This window comes from Aeromonas sp. S13(2024), assembly GCF_041402405.1.
Taxonomy (GTDB): Bacteria; Pseudomonadota; Gammaproteobacteria; order Enterobacterales; family Aeromonadaceae; genus Aeromonas; species Aeromonas veronii.
The window spans coordinates 262,358-282,844 of sequence record NZ_JBGLRA010000001.1 but is presented as its reverse complement, the minus strand read 5'-3'; the positions used below and the strand labels follow the sequence as shown (position 1 = coordinate 282,844).

17 protein-coding genes are annotated in these 20,487 nt (G+C 61.7%); 4 read left to right on the top strand and 13 right to left on the bottom strand.

Annotated features, from left to right (window positions below; genetic code table 11):
• The first annotated feature begins 56 nt into the window (after positions 1-56).
• Positions 57-803 carry a DNA-binding transcriptional regulator YciT gene (locus ACB042_RS01275; protein WP_005350628.1) on the top strand — a complete coding sequence of 249 codons (747 nt, stop codon included), beginning with the start codon at positions 57-59 and terminating at the stop codon, positions 801-803.
• Between the two features lie 128 nt (positions 804-931).
• Positions 932-2,788 (top strand): extracellular solute-binding protein, encoded by a 1,857-nt coding sequence (locus ACB042_RS01270; RefSeq protein WP_371177821.1) that lies wholly within the window; start codon positions 932-934, stop codon positions 2,786-2,788.
• 94 nt (positions 2,789-2,882) lie between these two features.
• Here the strand turns inward: ACB042_RS01270 and ACB042_RS01265 are convergent, their stop codons facing one another.
• Together ACB042_RS01265 and ACB042_RS01260 are read right to left on the bottom strand one after the other, a co-directional pair.
• Complete coding sequence (locus tag ACB042_RS01265; protein WP_005334204.1) at positions 2,883-3,275, bottom strand: DUF2750 domain-containing protein; 393 nt, start codon at positions 3,273-3,275, stop codon at positions 2,883-2,885.
• A gap of 159 nt (positions 3,276-3,434) precedes the next feature.
• Entirely contained in the window at positions 3,435-3,983 is a 549-nt protein-coding gene (locus ACB042_RS01260) for a hypothetical protein (RefSeq protein ID WP_371177615.1), read from the bottom strand.
• Between the two features lie 245 nt (positions 3,984-4,228).
• On the opposite strand from ACB042_RS01260, the gene ACB042_RS01255 reads away from it, so the two are divergent.
• Positions 4,229-4,477, top strand: coding sequence for a TIGR02647 family protein (locus tag ACB042_RS01255; RefSeq protein WP_005334209.1), 249 nt, complete (start codon positions 4,229-4,231; stop codon positions 4,475-4,477).
• Here ACB042_RS01255 and ACB042_RS01250 read toward each other — a convergent pair.
• From ACB042_RS01250 to ACB042_RS01200, 11 genes are all read right to left on the bottom strand, one after another.
• Positions 4,464-4,769, bottom strand: coding sequence for a hypothetical protein (locus tag ACB042_RS01250; protein ID WP_167564980.1), 306 nt, complete (start codon positions 4,767-4,769; stop codon positions 4,464-4,466). The genes ACB042_RS01255 and ACB042_RS01250 overlap by 14 nt on opposite strands.
• A 90-nt stretch (positions 4,770-4,859) precedes the next feature.
• The gene (locus tag ACB042_RS01245; RefSeq protein WP_005302803.1) at positions 4,860-5,069 is read right to left on the bottom strand and encodes a cold-shock protein; all 210 of its coding nucleotides are present in this window, start codon (positions 5,067-5,069) and stop codon (positions 4,860-4,862) included.
• Positions 5,070-5,277: 208 nt separating this feature from the next.
• Positions 5,278-6,378, bottom strand: a complete 1,101-nt coding sequence (locus tag ACB042_RS01240) for a dihydrolipoamide acetyltransferase family protein (RefSeq protein ID WP_204483836.1) — start codon at positions 6,376-6,378, stop codon at positions 5,278-5,280.
• Entirely contained in the window at positions 6,375-7,361 is a 987-nt protein-coding gene (locus tag ACB042_RS01235; protein ID WP_371177614.1) for an alpha-ketoacid dehydrogenase subunit beta, read from the bottom strand. Before ACB042_RS01235 ends, ACB042_RS01240 begins: the two co-directional genes overlap by 4 nt.
• Positions 7,354-8,442, bottom strand: coding sequence for a pyruvate dehydrogenase (acetyl-transferring) E1 component subunit alpha (gene pdhA / locus ACB042_RS01230; protein WP_144712477.1), 1,089 nt, complete (start codon positions 8,440-8,442; stop codon positions 7,354-7,356). Before pdhA ends, ACB042_RS01235 begins: the two co-directional genes overlap by 8 nt.
• Before the next feature lie 301 nt (positions 8,443-8,743).
• On the bottom strand, positions 8,744-9,613 hold the full coding sequence (locus ACB042_RS01225; RefSeq protein WP_236357332.1) for a hypothetical protein: 870 nt from the start codon (positions 9,611-9,613) through the stop codon (positions 8,744-8,746).
• Positions 9,610-13,584 (bottom strand): amino acid adenylation domain-containing protein, encoded by a 3,975-nt coding sequence (locus ACB042_RS01220; protein WP_371177613.1) that lies wholly within the window; start codon positions 13,582-13,584, stop codon positions 9,610-9,612. Before ACB042_RS01220 ends, ACB042_RS01225 begins: the two co-directional genes overlap by 4 nt.
• Positions 13,585-13,709: 125 nt before the next feature.
• Positions 13,710-14,471 (bottom strand): 2,3-dihydro-2,3-dihydroxybenzoate dehydrogenase, encoded by a 762-nt coding sequence (gene dhbA / locus ACB042_RS01215; protein WP_371177612.1) that lies wholly within the window; start codon positions 14,469-14,471, stop codon positions 13,710-13,712.
• On the bottom strand, positions 14,468-15,400 hold the full coding sequence (locus ACB042_RS01210; RefSeq protein ID WP_371177611.1) for an isochorismatase family protein: 933 nt from the start codon (positions 15,398-15,400) through the stop codon (positions 14,468-14,470). Before ACB042_RS01210 ends, dhbA begins: the two co-directional genes overlap by 4 nt.
• A complete protein-coding gene (locus tag ACB042_RS01205; protein ID WP_371177610.1) occupies positions 15,397-17,043 on the bottom strand; it encodes a (2,3-dihydroxybenzoyl)adenylate synthase in 1,647 nt (548 codons plus the stop codon). The genes ACB042_RS01210 and ACB042_RS01205 overlap by 4 nt, the downstream gene beginning before the upstream one ends.
• Positions 17,040-18,188, bottom strand: coding sequence for an isochorismate synthase MenF (locus ACB042_RS01200; protein WP_371177609.1), 1,149 nt, complete (start codon positions 18,186-18,188; stop codon positions 17,040-17,042). Before ACB042_RS01200 ends, ACB042_RS01205 begins: the two co-directional genes overlap by 4 nt.
• Positions 18,189-18,454: 266 nt before the next feature.
• Between ACB042_RS01200 and ACB042_RS01195 the strand changes: the two genes are divergently transcribed.
• The gene (locus ACB042_RS01195) at positions 18,455-20,407 is read left to right on the top strand and encodes a TonB-dependent receptor domain-containing protein (protein ID WP_371177608.1); all 1,953 of its coding nucleotides are present in this window, start codon (positions 18,455-18,457) and stop codon (positions 20,405-20,407) included.
• The last annotated feature ends 80 nt before the right edge of the window (positions 20,408-20,487 follow it).

Sequence of the window (20,487 nt, the reverse complement as noted above, 5' to 3'; positions counted from 1 at the left end):
GGCAAGCCACCCTCGGGTGGCTTGCCGCTATCCACCACCTTGCATGTGAGCGCACCATGAATCCACGCCATCAACTGATCCTCACTCTGGTCCATCAGGCTCGCAAGATGAGCGTGAGTGAACTCTCCCGACATACCGGCGTGTCTGAGGTGACGGTGCGCAACGACCTCACCGCGCTGGAGAAACAGGGACTGCTCAGACGGGTACACGGCTCGGCCATGGCGCTGGAGACCGATGACCCGGATGCCCGGATGAACATCAATTACCTGCTCAAGGAGCGCCTCGCCGAGCGGGCCGCCCAGCTGGTGGAAGATGGCGAGACAGTCTTTATCGAAGGGGGCAGCGCCAACGCCATGCTGGCGCGCCATCTGGCCCTGCACAAACGGGTCACCATCATCACCATCAGCAGCTATATCGCCCATCTGCTCAAAGACACCCCGGCTCAGGTGGTGCTGCTCGGCGGGCTGTTCCAGCATCAGAGCGAGAGCGTGGTAGGGCCGCTCACTCGCCTCTGCATCGAGCAGGTGCACTTCTCCAAGGCCTTCATCGGGGTGGATGGCTTTCATCCCGAGATGGGGTTCACCGGCCGCGACATGATGCGGGCCGACGTGGTCAACAGCGTGCTGGCCAAGGGGATGACCAATGTGGTGATCACCGACAGCAGCAAATTTGGCGCCATCCACCCGAGCCAGCTTGGCGCGCCGGGCCAGATCAACGTGCTGGTTACCGACGATGCCCTGCCCGCCCCCATGCGGGCCGCCATCGCGGCCAAGGGGATCACCCTGCACTGCGTTGCGGCCTAGGCCGCCCGCTAATTCACGCTATTTCATTGACCTGACAGGATAAAATTTTCATGATGAGCCAGTCCCCATCGGGACTGACGTCATCAGAGCGTGATCTGCAGGAAGCAGATTTTCAGGAGAGCAAGGACATGCCATCGACCATCACCGCCGGGGAGCGCCGACTCCCCCCTATCATTCGCGCCACCGCCACCGCCATCACCCTGACCCTGTGCTGGAGCCCGTTTGGCTGGAGTGCCACGCTGCCTGCCGACTTGAAGTGGGAGAGCAACAACCAGGATCCTCTCTATGCCGATCCGGCCGCCAAACGCGGCGGCACCTTTCGCACCTTTATGACCAGCTTCCCCCTGACCCTGCGCAAATATGGCCCCGACTCCAACGGCGGCTTTGCCGGTTACGTGCGGGAAACCAACCTGCCACTGCTGAGCACTCATCCCGTTACCGGCAACCCCATGCCGATGCTGGCAAACGAGTGGGCTTTCGGCGCCGACAACAAGACCCTCTATTTTCGCATCAATCCCAAGGCGCGCTGGTCAGACGGCCAGCCGGTCACCGCCGATGACTGGCTCTTTACCCTCAAGATGATGCGCAGCAAAGAGATCAACGACCCCTGGTACAACAACTACTACAGCACCCAGATAGCCGATATCACCAAGTTTGATGATCACACCCTGGCCATCACCAGCGGCACCGAAAAGAGCCGCCAGGACCTGCTCGAATCACTGCCCATCAGCCCGGAGCCGAGCCACGCCATCAAGCTCACCGCCAACTGGGTCAAGGAGTACAACTGGAAGGTGTTGCCGGTCACCGGCCCCTATCAGATCGATCAGGTGAAAAAGGGTAAATCGGTCACCTTCAAGCGGATTGAAAACTGGTGGGGGGATGACGAGCGCTACTTCCAGCATCGCTTCAATCCTGCGCGGATCGAGATCAAGGTGCTCAGGGATCTGAACATCGCCTGGCAGCACTTCCTGCGCGGCGATCTCGACACCTTCCCGCTGGTGATGCCCAACTGGTGGCACGACAAGACCAACACCGCCGAGTTCGAGAAGGGTTATATCGCGCGTACCTGGTTCTACAACCAGACCCCGCAATCGCCGATGGGGCTCTATCTCAACACCGCCGATCCGCTGCTGAATAATCTCGATGTGCGGCTCGGGATCCAGCATGCCCTCAACCTCGACAAGATGCTCACCACCCTGCTGCGGGGGGATTACCAGCGACTCAACAGTTATGGCTCAGGTCAGGGTGAGTTTACCAACAGCGAGATCAAGGCCCGTCCGTTCGATCCCAAACTGGCACGGGAATACTTTGCCAAAGCCGGTTTCAACAAAGTGGGGCCGCAGGGAATTTTGCAAAACGACAAGGGGCAGTCACTGACCCTCGCCATCACCTACACCACCGCAGAGCACGCCCAGCGGCTCACGCTGTTGCGGGAAGAGGCCAAGAAGGCGGGGCTTAATCTGGAGCTCAACCTGATGGATGCCTCGGCCGGTTTCAAATCGATGCTGGAGAAAAAGCACCAGAGCGCCTGGATGGCCTGGGCGGGCAGCCGCTATCCCGCCTATTGGGAGTTCTTCCACAAGGTCAACGCCAACAAACCCCAGACCAACAACATCATGAACATCGATGACGATGCCATCACGGCTCTGGTGGAGCAGTATGACAAGGAGTTCGACTTTGCCAAAAAGGCGGCCCTGTCACGGCAAATCCAGCAGCGGCTCTATGAGCTGGCGAGCTTCGTCCCCGCCTATCAGGTGCCCTACACCCGGGAAGGCGCCTGGCGCTGGATAAAACTGCCAAAAGTACCTGCAACACCCAAGAGCGAGCAGCTTTACTGGCCTCTTGGGGGCGACAACAGCGGTTACAGCTATGGCGGTCTGCTGTGGATTGATGAAGAGCTAAAATCCGAGACCAGGGCAGCCATCAAGAGTGGCAAGACTTTCCCGGCCGAGCCTATCATCGACACCACTTATCGCCAGCCCTGATTGCATCAGCCCATCGGCAAAAGTCCTTAAAACAAAAGACCCCGCCAGATAGCGGGGTCTTTGTTGGCAACCGGTGTTGCGAATAGCTCGGTGATCAGCCGCGTTTGGCCTGCTTCTCGGCAATGGCGTCAGCCACGTCAGCCGGCTCCAGTACGATGCCTTCCTGATCCGGGGTCGGGAACACGGCAACACACAGCTCGTCCTGCTCCATACCGTCAACCCAGCGCTCCAGCCATACCTTCAGGGTGATGGACTGTGGCTTGCAATCGGCCCACTCGCCTTCGGCCCACGCCTTGGCGTACTCCGGGTGCGGCCATACGGGGATGCAATCTTCATCGTCGGTGGTCAGCATCATGACGCCATGCTCGTCAGTCAGGACGAACAGCTCTTCATGCTCGACCAGCTTGCTGATGAAGTGATCGTAACGGTAATCAGCGTTCAGTTGCAGCGCGGCATTGCGCTCGGTGTCGCTCAGTTCATAGCTCATTGGCCAAGTCTCTCTCTCGATAAAGGGCGCCATGTTCACATCTTGTCGTCAGCTTGTCCAGCTTACAGCCCCTTGGCACCGGATGGGGAGGGCAATGACGCCAATAAGGATAGAGCAGCCTCCTCGATAACGAGACCGCCAGCCATCATATTGCCCCTTTTACAGCGCAGGGGTGATCAGCTCCACATCAGGCTGCTCGCTCAGCTTTTGCCGCAGCCAGTAGGCGGACTCCACTTCGACAAAGCAGAGCAAATCCCGGCCATTGGCCGCCATCGCTATCAGCTGCTCAAAACGCAGCTGTTGTTGTTGCTCCCAGGCGGCAGCGAGTTTGGCACCGTGGGCTTCATCCACCACTTCGCGACGCAGCTCGAACAGGTTATCGGTGATCGGGCTGTTGATCTTGGCGGCGGTGTGCCAGTACATCAGCAGGTTATCCATCATCTCGCTGTCGTAGTTGGCCAGTGCATCCAGCTCGGGCGTATCACCGCTGTCGCTGGCGGCAAAATCACACCAGCCCGCATCGAGTGACGCCAGCTCATGAGCCCCCTTGGCATGCTTGCTTAACAGCGCAATGTCGGCCCCCTTGCGTGCAGGTAACCACACCTCGCCCTGATGGGCATCCAACAGGGACGTCAACGAAGCAGCGGGGTAAACCGGAAAGCGGGTACAAAGTGAATGCAGCAGGGATACCAGAGTGATCTTGACCATGAGCGATACCTTGAACAGGGCGAACAGCCACCAATAGACCGTCCGATATAAAGAAGTGCCCTATCCTACCACGTTTGGTCCGGCTCGGCCCTTGGCGAAGCTGTCAGCCAACCATCTGATTACGCCGAAAAAAACAGCATTTGAAACGCAGCATCCAGTCAAAGGTCAATAATTTGAGCCAGCGCCCACTAAAGTGGATCCGGGGATGCTAGTTTGCATACATCTTTAGCGTAAGGAGTAAATCCATGATTGGGATCGACCAGGTTTCTAACGAATTCGTGAACGATTTGAAAATACTGGCATGCTTTGATCCGGCCAACATGAGCCTGGGGATTAAATTACGCAGCGATATGTCTGAAGAGTTGTGCCAAGCGGCAGCCCGTCTGCATCAACAGGGGCTCATCAGCGCAGAAGATGGCGGCTATCTCACCCCGTTTGGCATGACCATGGTTGAACACCTGCAACATCTGTTGGTCGCACTCAAACCGCTTTGACCGGCTGTGGTGCCCAGAGCGAAAAGTTGAGTAGCTCCCAGCGCTCCCCTTGGTGAAGATGACAGGCAAACAGCAAAGGACCTTCGGGTCCTTTTACTTTGCCATCCACCAGCCACTCCCCCTCCCTTTCAGGCACCAGTCGCGCATTCACCTCATCGGGTTGCAACGCCGCGCCCATCCGGACCTGGACAAATTGCTGGCAGATCACCTGCGCTTCCATCGCGGATTGAACCGGTACCGGCGCATCGGACGTCGGAGTCAAGGTGGCAGCAAGCAGGAGCGATAGCAGCATGATTCAGCACATGGGAGTCAGTAGCAGAAGCCAGATAAACAAAAAGCCGTGGCACCAGAGGTACCACGGCTTTCTTAAATTCTGTAAGAATTACAGAGCGGTTACGTTCTCAGCCTGCGGGCCTTTCTGACCTTGGGTCACAGAGAACTGTACGCGCTGACCTTCAGCCAGGGTACGGAAACCGTTACCTTGAATGGCGCTGAAGTGAACGAAAACGTCCGGGCCGTTTTCTTGCTGGATGAAGCCAAAACCTTTGGTTTCGTTGAAAAACTTAACGGTACCGGTGATCATGTTAGACATATCTTTTAAACCTGTATTCAAAATAATTACTTATGCTTTTCAGCGGGTAAAGCTCAAAAAACGGGATTAACTTATGAACAACAGGACAAGATGTGAAACATCGTATTCATTGACATAACTATCGCCCTTTCAAGCTGGTTTGGATTATACGTGGCTTTGTAGATTACGCAAACAAATTTGTGCCCTGCCAATGACAGGGCACAAACCGTTATAAGGTGGCCGCTTCCAACGCTTCGACCAGCGCTCTGAGAAAACGAGCCGCCTCCCCGCCAGTACAGGCTCTGTGGTCAAATGTCATCGACAGCGGCAATGCCCTGACGGGGCGAGCCTCCCCATGGATGAACACCACTTTTTCGAACAGTTTGCCTGCCCCTATGATGGCCACCTGCGGCGGCGTGACGATGGGGCTGGCATAACGGCCTGCGATAGCACCGAAGTTGGTGAGCGTAATGGTCGCCCCCTGTAACATCTCGCGCGGCACGGCGCGCGCCTTCACATCGGCGATCATCCGATCCAGCCCTTGCCGCAGATCGGCCCCCTCCCGCTCGGCCACGTTCTCCATCACCGGCACATAGAGGCCATGCTTTGAATCCACCGCGATGGCTACATTGACCTCTTTGAACAGGCGCCGTGACAGGGTGTCGCCATCGAACCAGGCGTTCATCGAGGGCTCGGCGCGGCACGCCACGCCAATGGCTTTGATAAGGCGCACCGTCACATCCTCATCAGGGCGCCAGTGACGCAAATCCACCTCGTCGGTGATGCTGACCGGCACCACAGTCTGATGAGAGAGCTCCATCGCCTTGGCCATGGCCCTCCGCGACCCTTTGAGGAATTCGTTGCCACTGCTCTGCTGTGACTCGAATGCTTGCTGCACATCCAGCTCGGTCACCATGCCGCCGCTGCCACTTCCCTTGATCCGGTCGATATCCAGACCCAGTTTTTGTGCCAGCAGGCGCACGGCAGGCATGGCTTGCACCAGCGCGCCACCCGGGGCAATGGCCCCCACCACGAAGTGATCCTCGATATGTTGCTGATGGGCGCTCACCTTGCCCACCACGGTGCCATCATCCTCCCCCCCCTCGAACTCCACCAGCGGCGCACCGATATGGAGGATATCCCCCTCGGCGCCGCAGAGACGGGCAATCACCCCGGCTACCGGAGAGGGTACATCCACCAGCGCCTTGGCCGTTTCCACCGACAAAAGCACCTGATCGACCGCAACGGTATCACCGGCACTCACCTTCCACTCGACGATCTCGGCTTCGGCCAACCCTTCACCCAGATCCGGTAATTTGAAAAATTTCATAGCCACTGGTTCTCCATCAGCTGGTGAGCGGCATCGGCGATATCCTGCTCGGTGATGAGGTAATACGCCTCGTTGCGATAGTAGGGGACGGCGGCATCCACGCCGGTCAGCCGCTTGGGTGGCGCCTTGAGGCTGGGAAGTGCCTGCTCGGTCACCCGCGCCACGATTTCGGCTCCGACCCCGAAGCTGCCACACGCCTCGTGTACCACCAGCAAGCGGCCAGTCTTGCTCACCGAAGTGAGAATGGTCTCAATATCCAGCGGCTTGATGGTGGCCAGATCCAGCACCTCGCACTGGATATCCTGCTCGGCCAGCAGATTCGCCGCCCGCATCACCTCCTGAATGCAGGCCCCCCAGGCCACTACCGTGATATCCCGGCCCGGGCGCAGGGTGAAACAGACATCCAGCGGCAGACCGACACCGTCATCCACCACCTCGGATTTCATCGAGCGATAGATGCGATCCGGTTCGAAAAACATCACGGGATCCGGATCGCGGATGGCCGAGAGCAGCAGGCCATAGGCGCGTCTCGGGCTGGAGGGGATCACCACCCGTAGCCCAGGGATATGGGCAAACAGCGCCTCGACACTCTCGCTGTGATGTTCAGGCGAATGAATGCCCGCGCCATACGGGGAGCGATAGACGAGGGGACAGGAGAGGCGGCCACGGGTGCGGTTTCGCATCCGCGCCGCCTGACAGATGATCTGCTCCATCCCGGGGAAGATGAAACCCTGAAACTGGAACTCAGCCACCGGCTTGAGCCCCTGGGTCGCCATGCCGACCGCCACCCCGGCGATCAATCCCTCGGCCAGCGGCGTGTCGATCACCCGCTTGAAACCGAACTTGTCGCGCAGCCCTACGGTGGCGCGAAACACCCCGCCGTTGACCCCCACGTCCTCGCCCAGTACCACCACATCCGGGTCGTGCTCCATCTCGTAGTGAAGGGCCATGTTGACCGCTTCCAGCAAACTGATCTCACTCATGGCCAACCTCCTGCTTCATCCCCTTGGCAATCACTCGCTCGCGCTGGGGCAAGAGTTCGGCGGGCAGGCTGGCGTAGTGATAATCGAGCATCGCCTCCGGTGGCTGAGGCACCATCGCCTCATAACGGGCGACCGCCTGTTCGACCTCTCGGGTAGCCTCCGCCAGCAGGCTCTGCTCCTGCTCTTCATCCCACCAGCCTTGGCTGTGCATAAACTGGCGCAGCCGCTTGACCGGCTCTTTCGCCCAAGCGGCCTCGACCTCGGCCCCATCGCGATAGCGAGTGGCATCGTCGGCCGTGGTGTGATCGCCGAGGCGATAACTGACCGCCTCGATCAGGGTCGGCCCCTTGCCGCTGCGGGCCCGTTCGACGGCACTGCGCGCGGCATCGTAGACCGCGACCACATCGTTGCCATCCACCTGCAGGCTGCGCACCCCTGCACCAATCCCCTTTTGGGCCAGCGTAGGTGCGCTCGATTGCAGCTTGCGCGGCACCGAGATAGCCCACTGGTTGTTGTTGACGATGATGACCATCGGCAGGTGCCAGACCCCGGCGCAGTTGAGCCCCTCCAGAAAATCCCCCTTGGAGGTGCCGCCGTCGCCGATGGTGACTACGGCAACGCGAGGTTGATTACGCAGTTTGAAAGCCGAGGCAATACCGCAGGCGTGGGTGATCTGGGTGGCGATGGGGACGCAGATGGGGAGATCTTCAGAGGGAGTCCCATCGGGTTTGAGAAAAAAACTGCCCCGCTCATCACCGCCCCAATATTGCAGGTTCTTCTCCATCGGTACGCCCCGCACATAGAGGGTGGGCATGTCCCGATAGTAGGGAACGTAGACATCCTGCGGCTGCATGGCCAGACCAATGCCAATCCCCACGGCTTCTGCGCCGAGATGGGAGGGAAAAGTACCGAGCTTGCCGGTTCGTTGCAGCGCTATCGCTTTTTTGTCATAGCTGCGCACCATCACCATATTGCGGTAAAAGGTGTGCAGTATCGCCTTGTCCAGCCAGGTCGGTAAGGTGGCGACCGGGCACCCTTCCGCATCGAGGTAACGAAGGAAAGGGATGTCGACATGGGTCATAACTGGCTCCTTGCCGTTGTAGACGTCACCGATGCTGGTGACACCTAGATGTAAATACCTTGTTAAATAAAAAGCAAAGGGATTTACTCAGGTAAGACCAGTAGAAACTTCTTTAAAGTAGCGAAGGAGCTGAATTTTCGGCGATGAGTGGCAAGGTATGCCGTAAATGGTGCAACTTTGCAGCACTGAATGCAGGATGCCAAATGTGAAAAAGGGGAGCCTTGCTCCCCCATTGAGTTACTCAAGTCAGCAGTTACTTCAGTTAGCTGTTACTTCGGTCCGCCGTTACTCCAACCAGCAATTACGCCAGCCACTGTTGCAGCTGGCGGGCCATGCCAATTGGCAGCAAGTGAGCGCGGCTTAGCAAGTGGCTGCGCCAGGGCTCGGCCAGCAAGGTGGGGCAAATTCGCATCTCCCGTCCCCGATCAGTCACGCGCACCAACCTGTCGATAAGAGTCTCCAGCGGCGGATGCGTCGGCCAGTGGGGATAGAGGTCGGCAGTCGCGATCCCGGCCAGCTCGCACACTCGCTCCTCTTCCTCATCTCCCTTTCCATCAGCCATTGGCCAGGGGTGAAGCACCTGCAGCCAGCCCGGCCGTGCGGCCTCCAGCAACTGGCCCAGCGTCGGCTGCGCAAAGTGGGGATCCCCTGCGACTTTGAGCAGATGGCGCGCACCTGCCAGCACCACCACGCCACGCGCGGGAAGTGCAAGAAGATAGTCGGCCAGCGCCTGATCCCGCCCCCTGTTGTGTTGCTGCCAGCGTTCCGGGCTCATCTCCTGCCACTCGAATAAGGGCTCGCAGAGATGCACCCGCAGCCGCACATGTTCGGGGCGCGCCAGATTGCTCTGGCGCAGAGCGGAAAAGAGAGCCGGAAACTCGGGTGCCATCCAGGCGGGAAAGGCGCAGGAGTCGAGCCAGACCGGATAGAGCCGCGCCAGCGTGAGCGGCTCACCCTGCCAGCTCTCCTGCCCCGTCAGCCAGGCATCGAGCAAGCCCTGATGGCGGCAGTTGCCGCACTCCAGCACCAGATCGGTCATGACTCCCCAGAGCGCCGGATCACAGAGCCAGGCGTGCTGGCGCCGGATAAAATCCGGGTGCCAATGCGGCTCCCCCAGCCCCACCAGTTTGCCCGCCAACAAAGCTTCCCTGATAGCGGCAACCGGGGTCATGCGTCCCCATCCTGCCGGATGTGCGGTTGCAGCCCCACCCCATCGACCCGCTCACCAATAAGGGCGCCGATCTTTGCCAGCCAGTCGGGATGTACCATCTCCTGATGCAGGCAGGGGAAGCGCTCATAGCGGATGTCCCCTTTTGTCAGCGACTCCCAGCCGCGCCCATCCAGCCAGGGCTGGCGAGAGGCTGACGCCTCGATAAAGATCACCTCCCCGTGGTAGCAGTAGTCGACCGGCTCACGGATGAGCCGGTTGTTGTGGCCCACCAGTTCAATCATGGCGCTCACCACCTGCTCGTCGAGCATAGCCAGCGCACTCCCCTCCGCCCCCAATCGGGCCACCACCTCGTCGCGGGTGAGGGAGTCGAGCGCATCGTCCGCAACCGCAATGCCTCCCATCCGCAGCAACGCATCGAGCATCCGCTGCTCGTCGGGCAACGGCTGGGTTTGCCACTGCTGACAGGGGTAGGCATCGAGCAGCAGCACCATGGCCACCTCCTGTCCCTGCTCTTGCAACATGGCGGCCATCCGATGCACCAGCATGCCCCCGAGCGACCAGCCGAGCAGCCAGTAGGGCCCCTCGCTCTGTTGACGACGCAGCTCGGTCACATAATCGAGCGCCAGCTCGTCGAAACTGGCGGGCAGCGGCGCATCCGGCTGACAGAGCGCCCGCGCCTGCAGGGCATAGACGGCCATGTCGGTCGGCAGATGAGGCACCAGTGGCGCATAACACCAGCCGAGCCCGCCGGCGGGGTGGATGCAAAAGAGGGTGGGGCCCGATGTACCCGCCTGCGCACTGTGCGCCCGCAGGGGCAACAGCATGGACATAGCCTCCCGCTCGCCGCCCAGACGGCGCGCCAGCTGGGCGGGGCTCGGCGCTTCGAACAGACTGGCCAAAGTGAGCGCCTGTCCGGTCGACTCTTCAATACGCACCACCAGCTGTGCCGCCAGCAGGGAGTGGCCGCCGAGGGCAAAGAAGTTATCGTCAGCGCCGACTCGCGCCAGCCCCAGTACCTCGGCGAAGAGGCGACAGAGCCGCTCCTCCAGCAGGGTTTTCGGCAGTGATTGCCCCACCGCCGACGCCATATCGGGCAGCGGCAGCCCCTTGCGATCCAGCTTGCCATTGGGAGTGAGCGGCAGTTCAGCCAGAGTGACCAGGAGTCCCGGCACCATGTAGTCGGGCAAGGCAGCGCCAAGGGCAGGTGTAAGCTCGGCCAGCGTCAGCTCTGTGCTATCTGCGGCCACCACATAGGCCACCAGACGGCGATCGCCGGGGGCAAACTCGGGGGCCAGCACCACCGCCTGCGCCACCCGGGGATGGCGCAGCAGCACCTGTTCGATCTCCTCCAGTTCGATGCGCTGGCCGCGGATCTTCACCTGAAAATCGAGGCGCCCCAGATACTCGATGGCGCCATCCTCGCGCCAGGCGGCCAGATCGCCGCTGCGATAGAGCCGTCCCGCCCCGAAGGGATTGGCAATAAAACGCTCGGCGGTGAGCTCGGGCTGACCAAAGTACCCTTCCGCCACCTGCACGCCGCCGATCCAGAGCTCCCCCGCCACACCGGGCGGCACCGGCTGCAACCAGGGGTCAAGAATGTGGATGCTGGTATTCCAGACCGGATAGCCGATGGGCACGCTGGTCACCGCCTCGTCTGCCCGGCAGGGATACCAGGTGACATCCACCGCCGCCTCGGTCGGGCCATAGAGGTTGTGCAGAGGGGCGGAGAATGTCCCATACCAGCGCTGCACCAGATCCGCGGGCAGCGCCTCACCGGAGCAGAAGACCTGCCGCAGGGCGCAGCAACGGGCAGGCTCGGCCTGAGTGACAAAGATCTGCAGCATGGAGGGGACAAAGTGCAAGGTGGTGATCCCGGCCTGCTCAATCAGCTCGGCAAGGTAGGCGGGATCCTTGTGGCCGCCCGGTTTGGCGAGCACCAGCCGCGCCCCGGTCATAAAGGGCCAGAAGAACTCCCAGATGGAGACATCGAAACCGGCCGGGGTCTTTTGCAGCACCCGATCCGCCGGGCCGATGGGATACATGTGCTGCATCCAGAGCAGCCGGTTGACGATGGCACCATGGCTCACCACCACCCCTTTGGGCCGACCGGTCGAGCCGGAGGTGTAGATGATGTAGGCCGCATCTTCCGGTTTGGGGGCTGGCAGATCACAAGGTGCTACCGCCGCCAGCTGCTCTGCCACACCGGGGGCATCGAGGCAGACAAGTGGCGCGGCCACGTCGAGCGGCATCTGAAGCGTATGACTGGTCAACACCAGCGCAGGATCACTGCTGGCGAGAATGTAGCCGATCCGCTCCGCCGGATAGTCCGGGTCTACGGGCACGTAGACGGCACCTACTGCCATGATGGCCTGCTGGGCGAGAATAAGCTCGGGAGCGCGCGGGATCACCACCGCCACCCGACAACCGGGGCCCACGCCCCTTCCCGCCAGATAGCTGGCCAACTGACGGGTACGCTGGCGCAGCTCGGCCACACTCCAGCGCTCGGCGCCACACTCCAGCGCGATGGCGCTCTGATCCGCCGCCGCCAGCCCCTCGGCCAGCAGTGCGCTCAGGGTGGTGGTCGGCAACGGATGGTCGGTCTGGTTCCAGCGCGTCAGCTCAGCCTGCTCGCAGGGCAGCAGCAGCGGCAAGCGCACTGCCTCGACTTCGTCACCCGCCTCACTCCAGGCCGCCAGATAGGCTACCAGTCGGGCCAGATGACGTTCACTCTCCTGTTGGCTGAAGCGCCCCTGATGTGCTTCGAGGGTCAGGGTGATGGCGCCAGCCTCCTCGGCAAAGTAGAAGGCGCACTCCTCCACCGGCCCCGCTGCCAGCACCTGCACCTCGCCACGAACCTGGTTGTGCCCTTCACCAACGCTGAGGGTACGGGCAAAGGGCATCAAATTGACCTGAGGGCCAAACAGCGGCTGGCCCGGCTGACGCTGTTGCAACCACTCCTGACGGCAGCCCTGATGACGGCGCAGGGCGGCAAATTGCCGCTCGACCTGTGCCAGCAACTCCCCTACCCGGCTGGTGCCGCTCAGCTCGATGCGCAGGGGCACCACATTGACCTTCATGCAGGGGGTATCGGCCGCCGCTGAGCCCAGCCGCCCCATCAGCGGAATACCCAGCACCACCTCGCCAGCGCCGCTCATCCGCTGCACATAGCTGGCCACCGCCGCCAGCAGCAGGCTGTAGGGGTGACAGGCCGTGCGACTCGCTCGCTCTACCAGTGCCTGCCATTGGCGGCCAGCAAGCCGCTGCTCAAGACGATAGGTGGGGCCCGGCCCTTGCACCGGACGGCGGGAGAGCGACGCCGGGTTCTCCACCCCGGCCAACTGCTGCACGAAGAAATCGCGATCCCGCGCGGCTCGTGGCGAATCCTGATAGGCCGCCTCTTCAGCCAGCAACTCCTGCTGGGTCGCATAACGACAGGGGGCAGGCTGCTCGCCGGCACAGAGCGCCTCATACCAATTTGTCACCCGCTGGCAAAGCAGGCTCAGGCCAAAGCCGTCGATGGCGATATGGTGCACGGCGATAAACCAGGCCCACCGCCCCTCGCCAAGGCGATAGAGCGTAGTGGCAAACAGCGGCCCCCCGGCCAGATTGAAGGGGACGGCCAACTGCGCACGCATCTCGGCCTGCGCGGCGGCGAGCGGGTCGGCTTCGCTGCGCAGATCCCGCTCTGCCAGCTGCCAGCAAGCGGGGTTGGCCACCATCTGCGGGCCATCGGCAGTAGCCACAAAGGCGCAGTGCAGACCGGGGATCTCGTCGATGGTCTGGCGCACCGCGCGGGTGAAGTGATGGGGAGCCAGCGCCCCCTCCAGCAGCCAGTACTCGCCGGTATTGCAGGCGGGGCTCTGCGGATATTTTTGCTGGGCAAACCAGATGCCCGCCTGAGCTGTGGTAAGCGACCAGCGCGGCTGCTCCCCACGCTGATGGGTGGCGCGCATCGCCATTGTCTGTTCCATGGAAATGTCCTTGCGCAAACATCGAGCGGGCAGCGGCTTGCCCCTGCCCGCATGGCTGAAAAGCGAGGAGGCAAGGCCTCCTCCATGAAGAAGGTGTCACGCCTGCCAGATTGGCAGCGCGCGGGCTAGACCCCCAGAGTGGCACCGCCATCGACCACCAGATCCTGCAGGGTGATATGGCTGGCAGCATCGGAGGCGAGAAACAGCACGCAGGCAGCCACCTCGTCGGGTGTCCCGAGCTTGCCAAGAGGGATCCCCAGCTTGAACTGCCCGGGCAGGCCCGCGATGGTTCGCAGTTCCCCTTCGCGCTGTTCCCCCTCCTGCCACATGCCGTACAGCATCGGGGTACGGGTCGAGCCCGGTGACACCAGATTGCAGCGCACCCCATAGGGGGCAAGTTCCAGCCCTGCCGTTTGAGTGAGGCTGGTCAGCGCCGCCTTGGAGGCGCCATAAATGCCCATCCCCACTCGCGGCACCCGACCGGCATTGGAGGAGACATTGACGATGGCGCCCCTGCGCCGCCCCTGAAACCAGGGGGTCAGGGCCCGCATCAGGTAGAAAGGGGCGAAGGTGTTGATGGCGAAGGTGCGCTGCAAGAGGGCGTCATCTACCTCATCGATCCTGCCGGTCGCCAATACGCCGGCGACATTGACCAGCACATCGGGCCCCAGCCCCTCATCCAGCAGCTGCTCGCAGCAGCGGGTCACGGCCTCGCTGTCACTCACGTCGATCACCACCCTCTTCATGTTGCCGGGCAGTGCCTCGGCCAGTTGCAGATCGAACGCCACCACGCTGGCCCCTGCCTCGGCAAAAGTGCGCGCCACCGCATGGCCAATTCCCTGCGCCGCGCCGGTCACCCAGATGGTTCTGCCTTGCCACTCGCTCATGGGGTGCACTCCGGTTCGCTGACGTGCTCTTCGTTGACCTGATAAGCCGTGTTCTGACTGACATTCAGCTGACGGGAGAGGAGCTCCCACCAATGGGCTAGGGTCGGCGTGCAGGCCAGCTCGGCCAGCTCCACCACCAGCCCCTGCTGACGCCACTCTTCCACCAGCCCCATCACAGCCAGAGAGTCGAGACCGTAGTCGAGCAGGTTGTCATCCTCGGTGGGCTGCTCCTGCTGCATCTCGGCGGGCAGCCGCGCCAACACCTGAGCACGCAGTGACTCGCGAGTCAGAGGGCGTTTGCTGGCCGCCATCACCTCGGCCACGGTAATCACCCGACCGGCATTGCGGCTGACGTAGGATAGCGCCAGCAGATGATCCTCGCGGGAGAAGTCGGCGATGGCATCAGCCACCAGGAAGGGGCGGATATCGCGCATAAAAGCATCGACCGCCGTCTGCATCACCCCGATATGACCGTAGATGCCGCAGATCACCAGCTGATCCCGCCCCCATCCGGCCATCAGCTCGGCCAGCGGTGAGCGGCAAAAAGCGCTGTAGCGCCACTTGGTCAGCACCGTATCCTGCGGCTCGGGCGCCAACGCCGAAACGATGGGTTGACGCTCCGGCGCCCGGGTCAACCCCGGCCCCCACATGTCGTTGAGCAGCGCCCGATCGGCCTGACTCTGTTCGGCGGGCTGGGCGGTATAGACCACCGGCATGCCGAGAGCACGCGCCTGACGGATCAAGGTGGCGATATGGTCGATGACCTGATTGATCAGCGGATTGTCCGCCCCGTAGAAATCGACGAAATAGTGCTGCATATCGTGGACCAGCAAGGCGGCGCGGCCCGGTTCGAAAGGCCAGTTCACCCGCCCGGTAGGCAGCTCCTCGGCGGTGGGCAGCGGATAGGCGGCGAGGGATTGAATGGTCATGCACACTCCTTGGCGAGCTGCTCGCGCAGCGTCTGTTTGTCTATCTTGCCGACCGGGGTGTGAGGCAGTTTATCCACCAGCACCAGGCGATCGGGCAGTTTGTAATCGGCCACCCCCTGCTCGCGCAGGAAACGGCGCAATCGGGGCAGATTGAGGGGCTCGCGGCACATCAGAAAGGCGCAGCTGCGCTCCCCGAGCATGGGATCAGGCATGGCGACCAGTACCGCCTGCCGCACCTCCGGGTGGGTCAGCAGCAGCTCTTCAATCTCGAGGGCGTCGATCTTCTCCCCGCCCCGGTTGATCTGATCCTTGTTGCGTCCCACCACCATCAGATGGCCGCTGGGCAAGCGGCAGACCAGATCGCCGGTGCAGTAGAAACCGTCCCGGTCGAAGGCGCGCTGATTGTGGGCATCGGCCTTGAAGTAGCCGCGAAAGGTGTAGGGGCCACGCGTCCAGAGCTCGCCGCACTCGCCATCGGGCAAGGGGCGCCCGTCGCTGTCTCGCACCTCCACCTCGTCGCCCGGGCTCATCGGGCGGCCCTGGGTATTGACGATGTGCCACTGGTCATCCTCGATGCGGGTGTAGTTGACCAGCCCCTCGGCCATGCCAAACACCTGCTGCAAGCGGCAACCAAGGCGGCTCGCTACCGCATCGGCATGAGCCGGGCTGAGGCGCGCGCCCCCCACCTGCACACACTCCAGAGAGGTCTGCGGATAGTGGCTGGCCGCCTCCAGCCAGAGCGCCAGAGCCGGTGGCACCAGTGCCGCCCAGTTGACCCGATGGCGCTGCACCAGCGGCAGACAGGTTGCTGCGGAAGGATCCTTTGCCAGCACCACGCAGCCACCGGCATAAAACACCCCGAGTGCCCCGGGGGAGCTCAGGGGAAAGTTGTGGGGCACTGGCAGAGCGCATAGATAGATCACCCGCTCATCCCAACCGCACACCGCTACGCTCTGGCGCACGCTGTAGCCATAGTCATCGTGGGTACGGGGGATCAGTTTGGGGGTGCCGGTGCTGCCGCCGGAGAGCTGGAAAAAAGCGACTTGATCGGCCGGAGTAGGAGTTGGCGCGATGGCCGTCAGCGGCGAACCATCAGCACGGGCTATCGGGTCAGGCTGATACCATGCAAATCCTGACTGAAGATCGGAGCCTTCTGCCTGCTCGAACAGCAGTGTCTGGCAAGAAGGCGATACCCGCTCATCAAGGGCCGCCAAGCTCCCCGCTTCACCGGCAAAGCCGGGATGGGAGGGGCTGAGTACCAGCAAGGCGGGCTCAATCTGGCGGGCAAAGGCCACCAGCTCGCGCCGCTGATGGCTGTAGAGGGAATGCACCGCCACTACGCCGCAGCGGATCAGGGCAAACCAGCAGATATAGAACTCGGCGCAGTTGGGCAACTGCACCAGCGCACTATCACCATGGCCCAGCCCGCGCGCGGCCAGCCGCGCCGCCAGTGCATCAACCTCACGTTTTAACTGGCCATAACTGAGGGTGCGTTCGCCACAGATCAGGGCCGTGCGCTCGGGATTCCGTTCGGCAGATTCATCGAGCAGGGCGGTGAGCGGTTGTCCGCGCCACCACCCTTGTGCCCGGTAATGGGCTGCCAGCTCGGCGGGCCAGAGGGTAAAGGGCACCAACGGCTTCATGCGGTTACCTCCGGCTCCCGGCTCTCGAGGCCAAACGCCCGCAGCATGGTGCCAAGCTTGGCGGCGGTCTCCTGCCACTCCGCTTCCGGCGAAGAGCCCACCACCACACCGGCGCCGGCATAGAGCCGCAGTTGCCTGCCAGCCAGCACGCCACAGCGGATGGTGACCACCCACTCACCATTGCCATCGGCATCCATCCAGCCGACTGCGCCGCAGTAGAAGCGACGATCGTACCCCTCGAGCCGGGCGATGGCCTGACGTGCTGCCGAAAGAGGCGTGCCGCACACCGCCGGCGTCGGGTGCAGCGCCAGCGCCAGTGCCAGCACGGGAGATGGCTCATGGAGCCGTCCGGCGATGCGGGTCGAGAGGTGCCACATGGTAGGAGTGGCGATCACCTGCGGCTCATGGGGGACATCCAGCTCGCGGCAGAAGGGAGCGAGGGCGGCGGCGACCGCATCGGCCACCAGCGCATGTTCATAGCGATCCTTCTGCGCCCCCAGCAGTTCGGCACTGGCCGCCTGTTGATCGGAAAACGCGTGGCGCGGACGGGAGCCCGCCAGCGGATTGCTCACCACCGCCATCTCGCTGCGCGATACCAGCAGCTCGGGGCTGGCACCAAGCAGGGTCTCCCCATCCGGCAGCGGGATCTGGAACACATAGGCGCCCGGATTCTGGGCCAGCAGAGAGCCATAGGCGTGTGCGGGGGAGGTCTGCTCTGCGCTCTGCACGTCGATGGCACGCGACAGCACCACCTTCTCGAGTTGCCCCTCACTGAACTGCTGCAGCGCTGCCCGCACCGCCCCCTGATAGTGGGCTGAGCCGGTCACTTCGCTCACCTCGCCATGGAGCTGGCAACAACGGGCGGGCAACATCGCATCCCTTGCGACCCACTGCGATTGCGCCGGGATCACCAGATGCCAGGGGGATTGGGTATCAAACGGAATGGCGCCGATGGCGATGGGATTGACCATCCCCTGCTGGCGCAACTGACGCAGATGGGCGAGCAGCTTCTCCGGCGGGATGCCGGTAAAACTGTCGTGGATACCGGAGGCGACCAGAACCCTGTCACCGCTGGCAAAACAGCACACTTTATCCAGCCCGACCGCAGTGGCGGGCCACTCTCCTTCCAGTGCATGGTCACACATGACGGTGCTACTCCTTGGAATGAATCACTGCCTGACACGACTTAATGCGAGTCATTTGACTCACCATATGTCAGGGTGAACGGCATCCTAACAAGGAGCGAAAAAACGATCAATACAAATGAGAATCAATTTCATTAACTTCTTTTTAGTCAAAAGAGGGTGACGAACGAAACTGAGCTTCGCCGATAAAAAAGAGTTGCGATCGGAGCAAATTCAACTTGATAATGATAACGCTTATCATTTGTATATTATGGAAGATGTAAATAATGAAATCCTCAACCTCCCGTTTTATTGCTCCCAGCCTGCTGGCCACCACCATCGTCACTCTGCTGACCCAGCAAGCGATCGCCGCCAGCAACGCCCCTCAAGCCGATGAAGTGATCACCGTCACCACCACGGCGCACAATACCCGCTCGGCACCGGCCTCCATCTCTGTCATCACGGCCGAACAGATCGCCGCCGCACCGGTCAATGACCTTGCCGACCTGCTGCGCCACGAAGTGGGCATTCAGGCAGAAGCGGACACCAATGGCCGCAGCGATATCGGCATTCGCGGCATGTCCGGCAAGTACACCCTGGTACTGGTGGATGGCAAACGCCTCTCCTCCTCCAATGCCCTGTGGCGCGGCGGCAACTTCGACAATACTCCGGTGCCCCTTGGCATGATCCAGCGGGTCGAGGTGATCCGTGGCCCCATGTCGGCACTTTACGGCTCCGATGCCATCGGTGGTGTCATCAACATCATCACCAAACAGCCGGGCAAAACCTGGCAAGGGGCGGCCGATGCCGACTTCAAGGCCATCGAAGGCAAGGATGGCGGCGATCAGCACAGAACCAATCTGGGCTTTACCGGCCCGCTGACCGACAACCTGCTGATCCGGATGAACGGCGAGGTGTATGACCGTCAAGCCTGGACCCCCACCGAAGCTGCTGACGGCATCCCCCTTATCGAAGCCAAGCAGACCCGCAACTTCGCCTCCACCCTGAGCTGGCTGGTGGATGAGCAGCAACGCTTCGAGCTGGATTACCTCTACAACCAGGATGAGCGGCCTCTCGATATCTTCCGCAAAACCGGCAACAAGGTGCACAGCCGCCAGCAGCAGAACGATCGCAACCTGTTTGGTCTGACCCACAAGGGGAACTGGAGTTGGGGTGACACCACCGTCATGGCCAACTACGAGAGCTCCCAGATCGACGACTTCAACACCAGCTACTCTGCCCCGCAGCAGCGGGAGCTGGAAGAGAACACCTTGACCCTCAAGGGCTATACCAACCTGGCGCTGGCCAACCACTACCTGACCCTGGGTGGTGAATATCTGGATCGGGAGCTGGTGGATGCGGTGAGCTACAAGGATATCGGCGGCAAGGAGAGCCACTCTCAGGAGGCACTGTTCGCTCAGGACGAGATCGGCCTGACCGACAGCCTGACCTTCACGCTGGGCGGCCGTTACGATCACCACGAGATCTACGGCAGCCACTTCACCCCGCGCGGCTATCTGGTCTATGAGATGAACGATGTGGTGACCGTGAAAGGCGGTGTCAGCCAGGCCTTCAAGGCACCGGCGCCGCACCAGTACTCCAACGGCTACAGCATCGAGAGCTGCGGCGGCAGCTGCCGCATCTATGGCAGCGACAAGGTCAAGCCGGAAACCAGCACCAACTACGAGCTGGGTGTCATCGCAGGAGAAGGGATCTGGGAGACCAGCGCCACCCTGTTCTACTCCGACATCGACGACATGCTCACCTTCAAGCAGTTGCCGAACTCCACTGACCGCACCTGGTACAACCTGGAGAAAGCCACTACCAAGGGGCTGGAACTAACCGGCAAGCTCGATCTGACCGACGATATCAACCTCGGCGCCAACTACACCTACCTCAAGGCGGAAGGCGATCAGGGTCAGGCACTGCCCGAGCGGCCGGAGCACAAGGCCAACGCCAAGATCACCTGGCAGGCCACCGAGCGGGTCAATGCCTTTGTCGGCACCACCTACACCGGCACACAGTTTGCCGAGCAGACCGTCAACAAGGTTGTCGTACTGCACAAGCTGCCCAGCTATCAGACCTTCGATCTCGGCACCGGCTTCAAGGTCACCGAGAACTTTGACCTGCGACTGGGGATCAACAACCTGACCGACGTGCGCCTGCAAGAGAAAGACACCGTCTTCCAGAGCGTCGAACCGGGTCGCAGCTACTACGTCAGCGGCTCAGCCCGCTTCTAAGGTAGCCAAGGCCGATATAACAGAGCGCGGGCCCATGCCCGCGCTCTGTTAACCAAGAGAATAAGGGGAAGATCCCCACT

What these genes read in the sequence shown, in the direction of transcription:
- ACB042_RS01245 (WP_005302803.1), bottom strand. Translation starts at nt 5,069, where the DNA reads ATGTCTAACATGATCACCGGTACCGTTAAGTTTTTCAACGAAACCAAA.
- ACB042_RS01250 (WP_167564980.1), bottom strand. Translation starts at nt 4,769, where the DNA reads ATGCTGCTATCGCTCCTGCTTGCTGCCACCTTGACTCCGACGTCCGAT.
- ACB042_RS01200 (WP_371177609.1), bottom strand. Translation starts at nt 18,188, where the DNA reads ATGTGTGACCATGCACTGGAAGGAGAGTGGCCCGCCACTGCGGTCGGG.
- ACB042_RS01260 (WP_371177615.1), bottom strand. Translation starts at nt 3,983, where the DNA reads ATGGTCAAGATCACTCTGGTATCCCTGCTGCATTCACTTTGTACCCGC.
- ACB042_RS01210 (WP_371177611.1), bottom strand. Translation starts at nt 15,400, where the DNA reads ATGACCATTCAATCCCTCGCCGCCTATCCGCTGCCCACCGCCGAGGAG.
- ACB042_RS01265 (WP_005334204.1), bottom strand. Translation starts at nt 3,275, where the DNA reads ATGAGCTATGAACTGAGCGACACCGAGCGCAATGCCGCGCTGCAACTG.
- pdhA (WP_144712477.1), bottom strand. Translation starts at nt 8,442, where the DNA reads ATGACCCATGTCGACATCCCTTTCCTTCGTTACCTCGATGCGGAAGGG.
- ACB042_RS01270 (WP_371177821.1), top strand. Translation starts at nt 932, where the DNA reads ATGCCATCGACCATCACCGCCGGGGAGCGCCGACTCCCCCCTATCATT.
- dhbA (WP_371177612.1), bottom strand. Translation starts at nt 14,471, where the DNA reads ATGAGCGAGTGGCAAGGCAGAACCATCTGGGTGACCGGCGCGGCGCAG.
- ACB042_RS01235 (WP_371177614.1), bottom strand. Translation starts at nt 7,361, where the DNA reads ATGAGTGAGATCAGTTTGCTGGAAGCGGTCAACATGGCCCTTCACTAC.
- ACB042_RS01255 (WP_005334209.1), top strand. Translation starts at nt 4,229, where the DNA reads ATGATTGGGATCGACCAGGTTTCTAACGAATTCGTGAACGATTTGAAA.
- ACB042_RS01240 (WP_204483836.1), bottom strand. Translation starts at nt 6,378, where the DNA reads ATGAAATTTTTCAAATTACCGGATCTGGGTGAAGGGTTGGCCGAAGCC.
- ACB042_RS01220 (WP_371177613.1), bottom strand. Translation starts at nt 13,584, where the DNA reads ATGGAACAGACAATGGCGATGCGCGCCACCCATCAGCGTGGGGAGCAG.
- ACB042_RS01195 (WP_371177608.1), top strand. Translation starts at nt 18,455, where the DNA reads ATGAAATCCTCAACCTCCCGTTTTATTGCTCCCAGCCTGCTGGCCACC.
- ACB042_RS01205 (WP_371177610.1), bottom strand. Translation starts at nt 17,043, where the DNA reads ATGAAGCCGTTGGTGCCCTTTACCCTCTGGCCCGCCGAGCTGGCAGCC.
- ACB042_RS01275 (WP_005350628.1), top strand. Translation starts at nt 57, where the DNA reads ATGAATCCACGCCATCAACTGATCCTCACTCTGGTCCATCAGGCTCGC.
- ACB042_RS01225 (WP_236357332.1), bottom strand. Translation starts at nt 9,613, where the DNA reads ATGACCCCGGTTGCCGCTATCAGGGAAGCTTTGTTGGCGGGCAAACTG.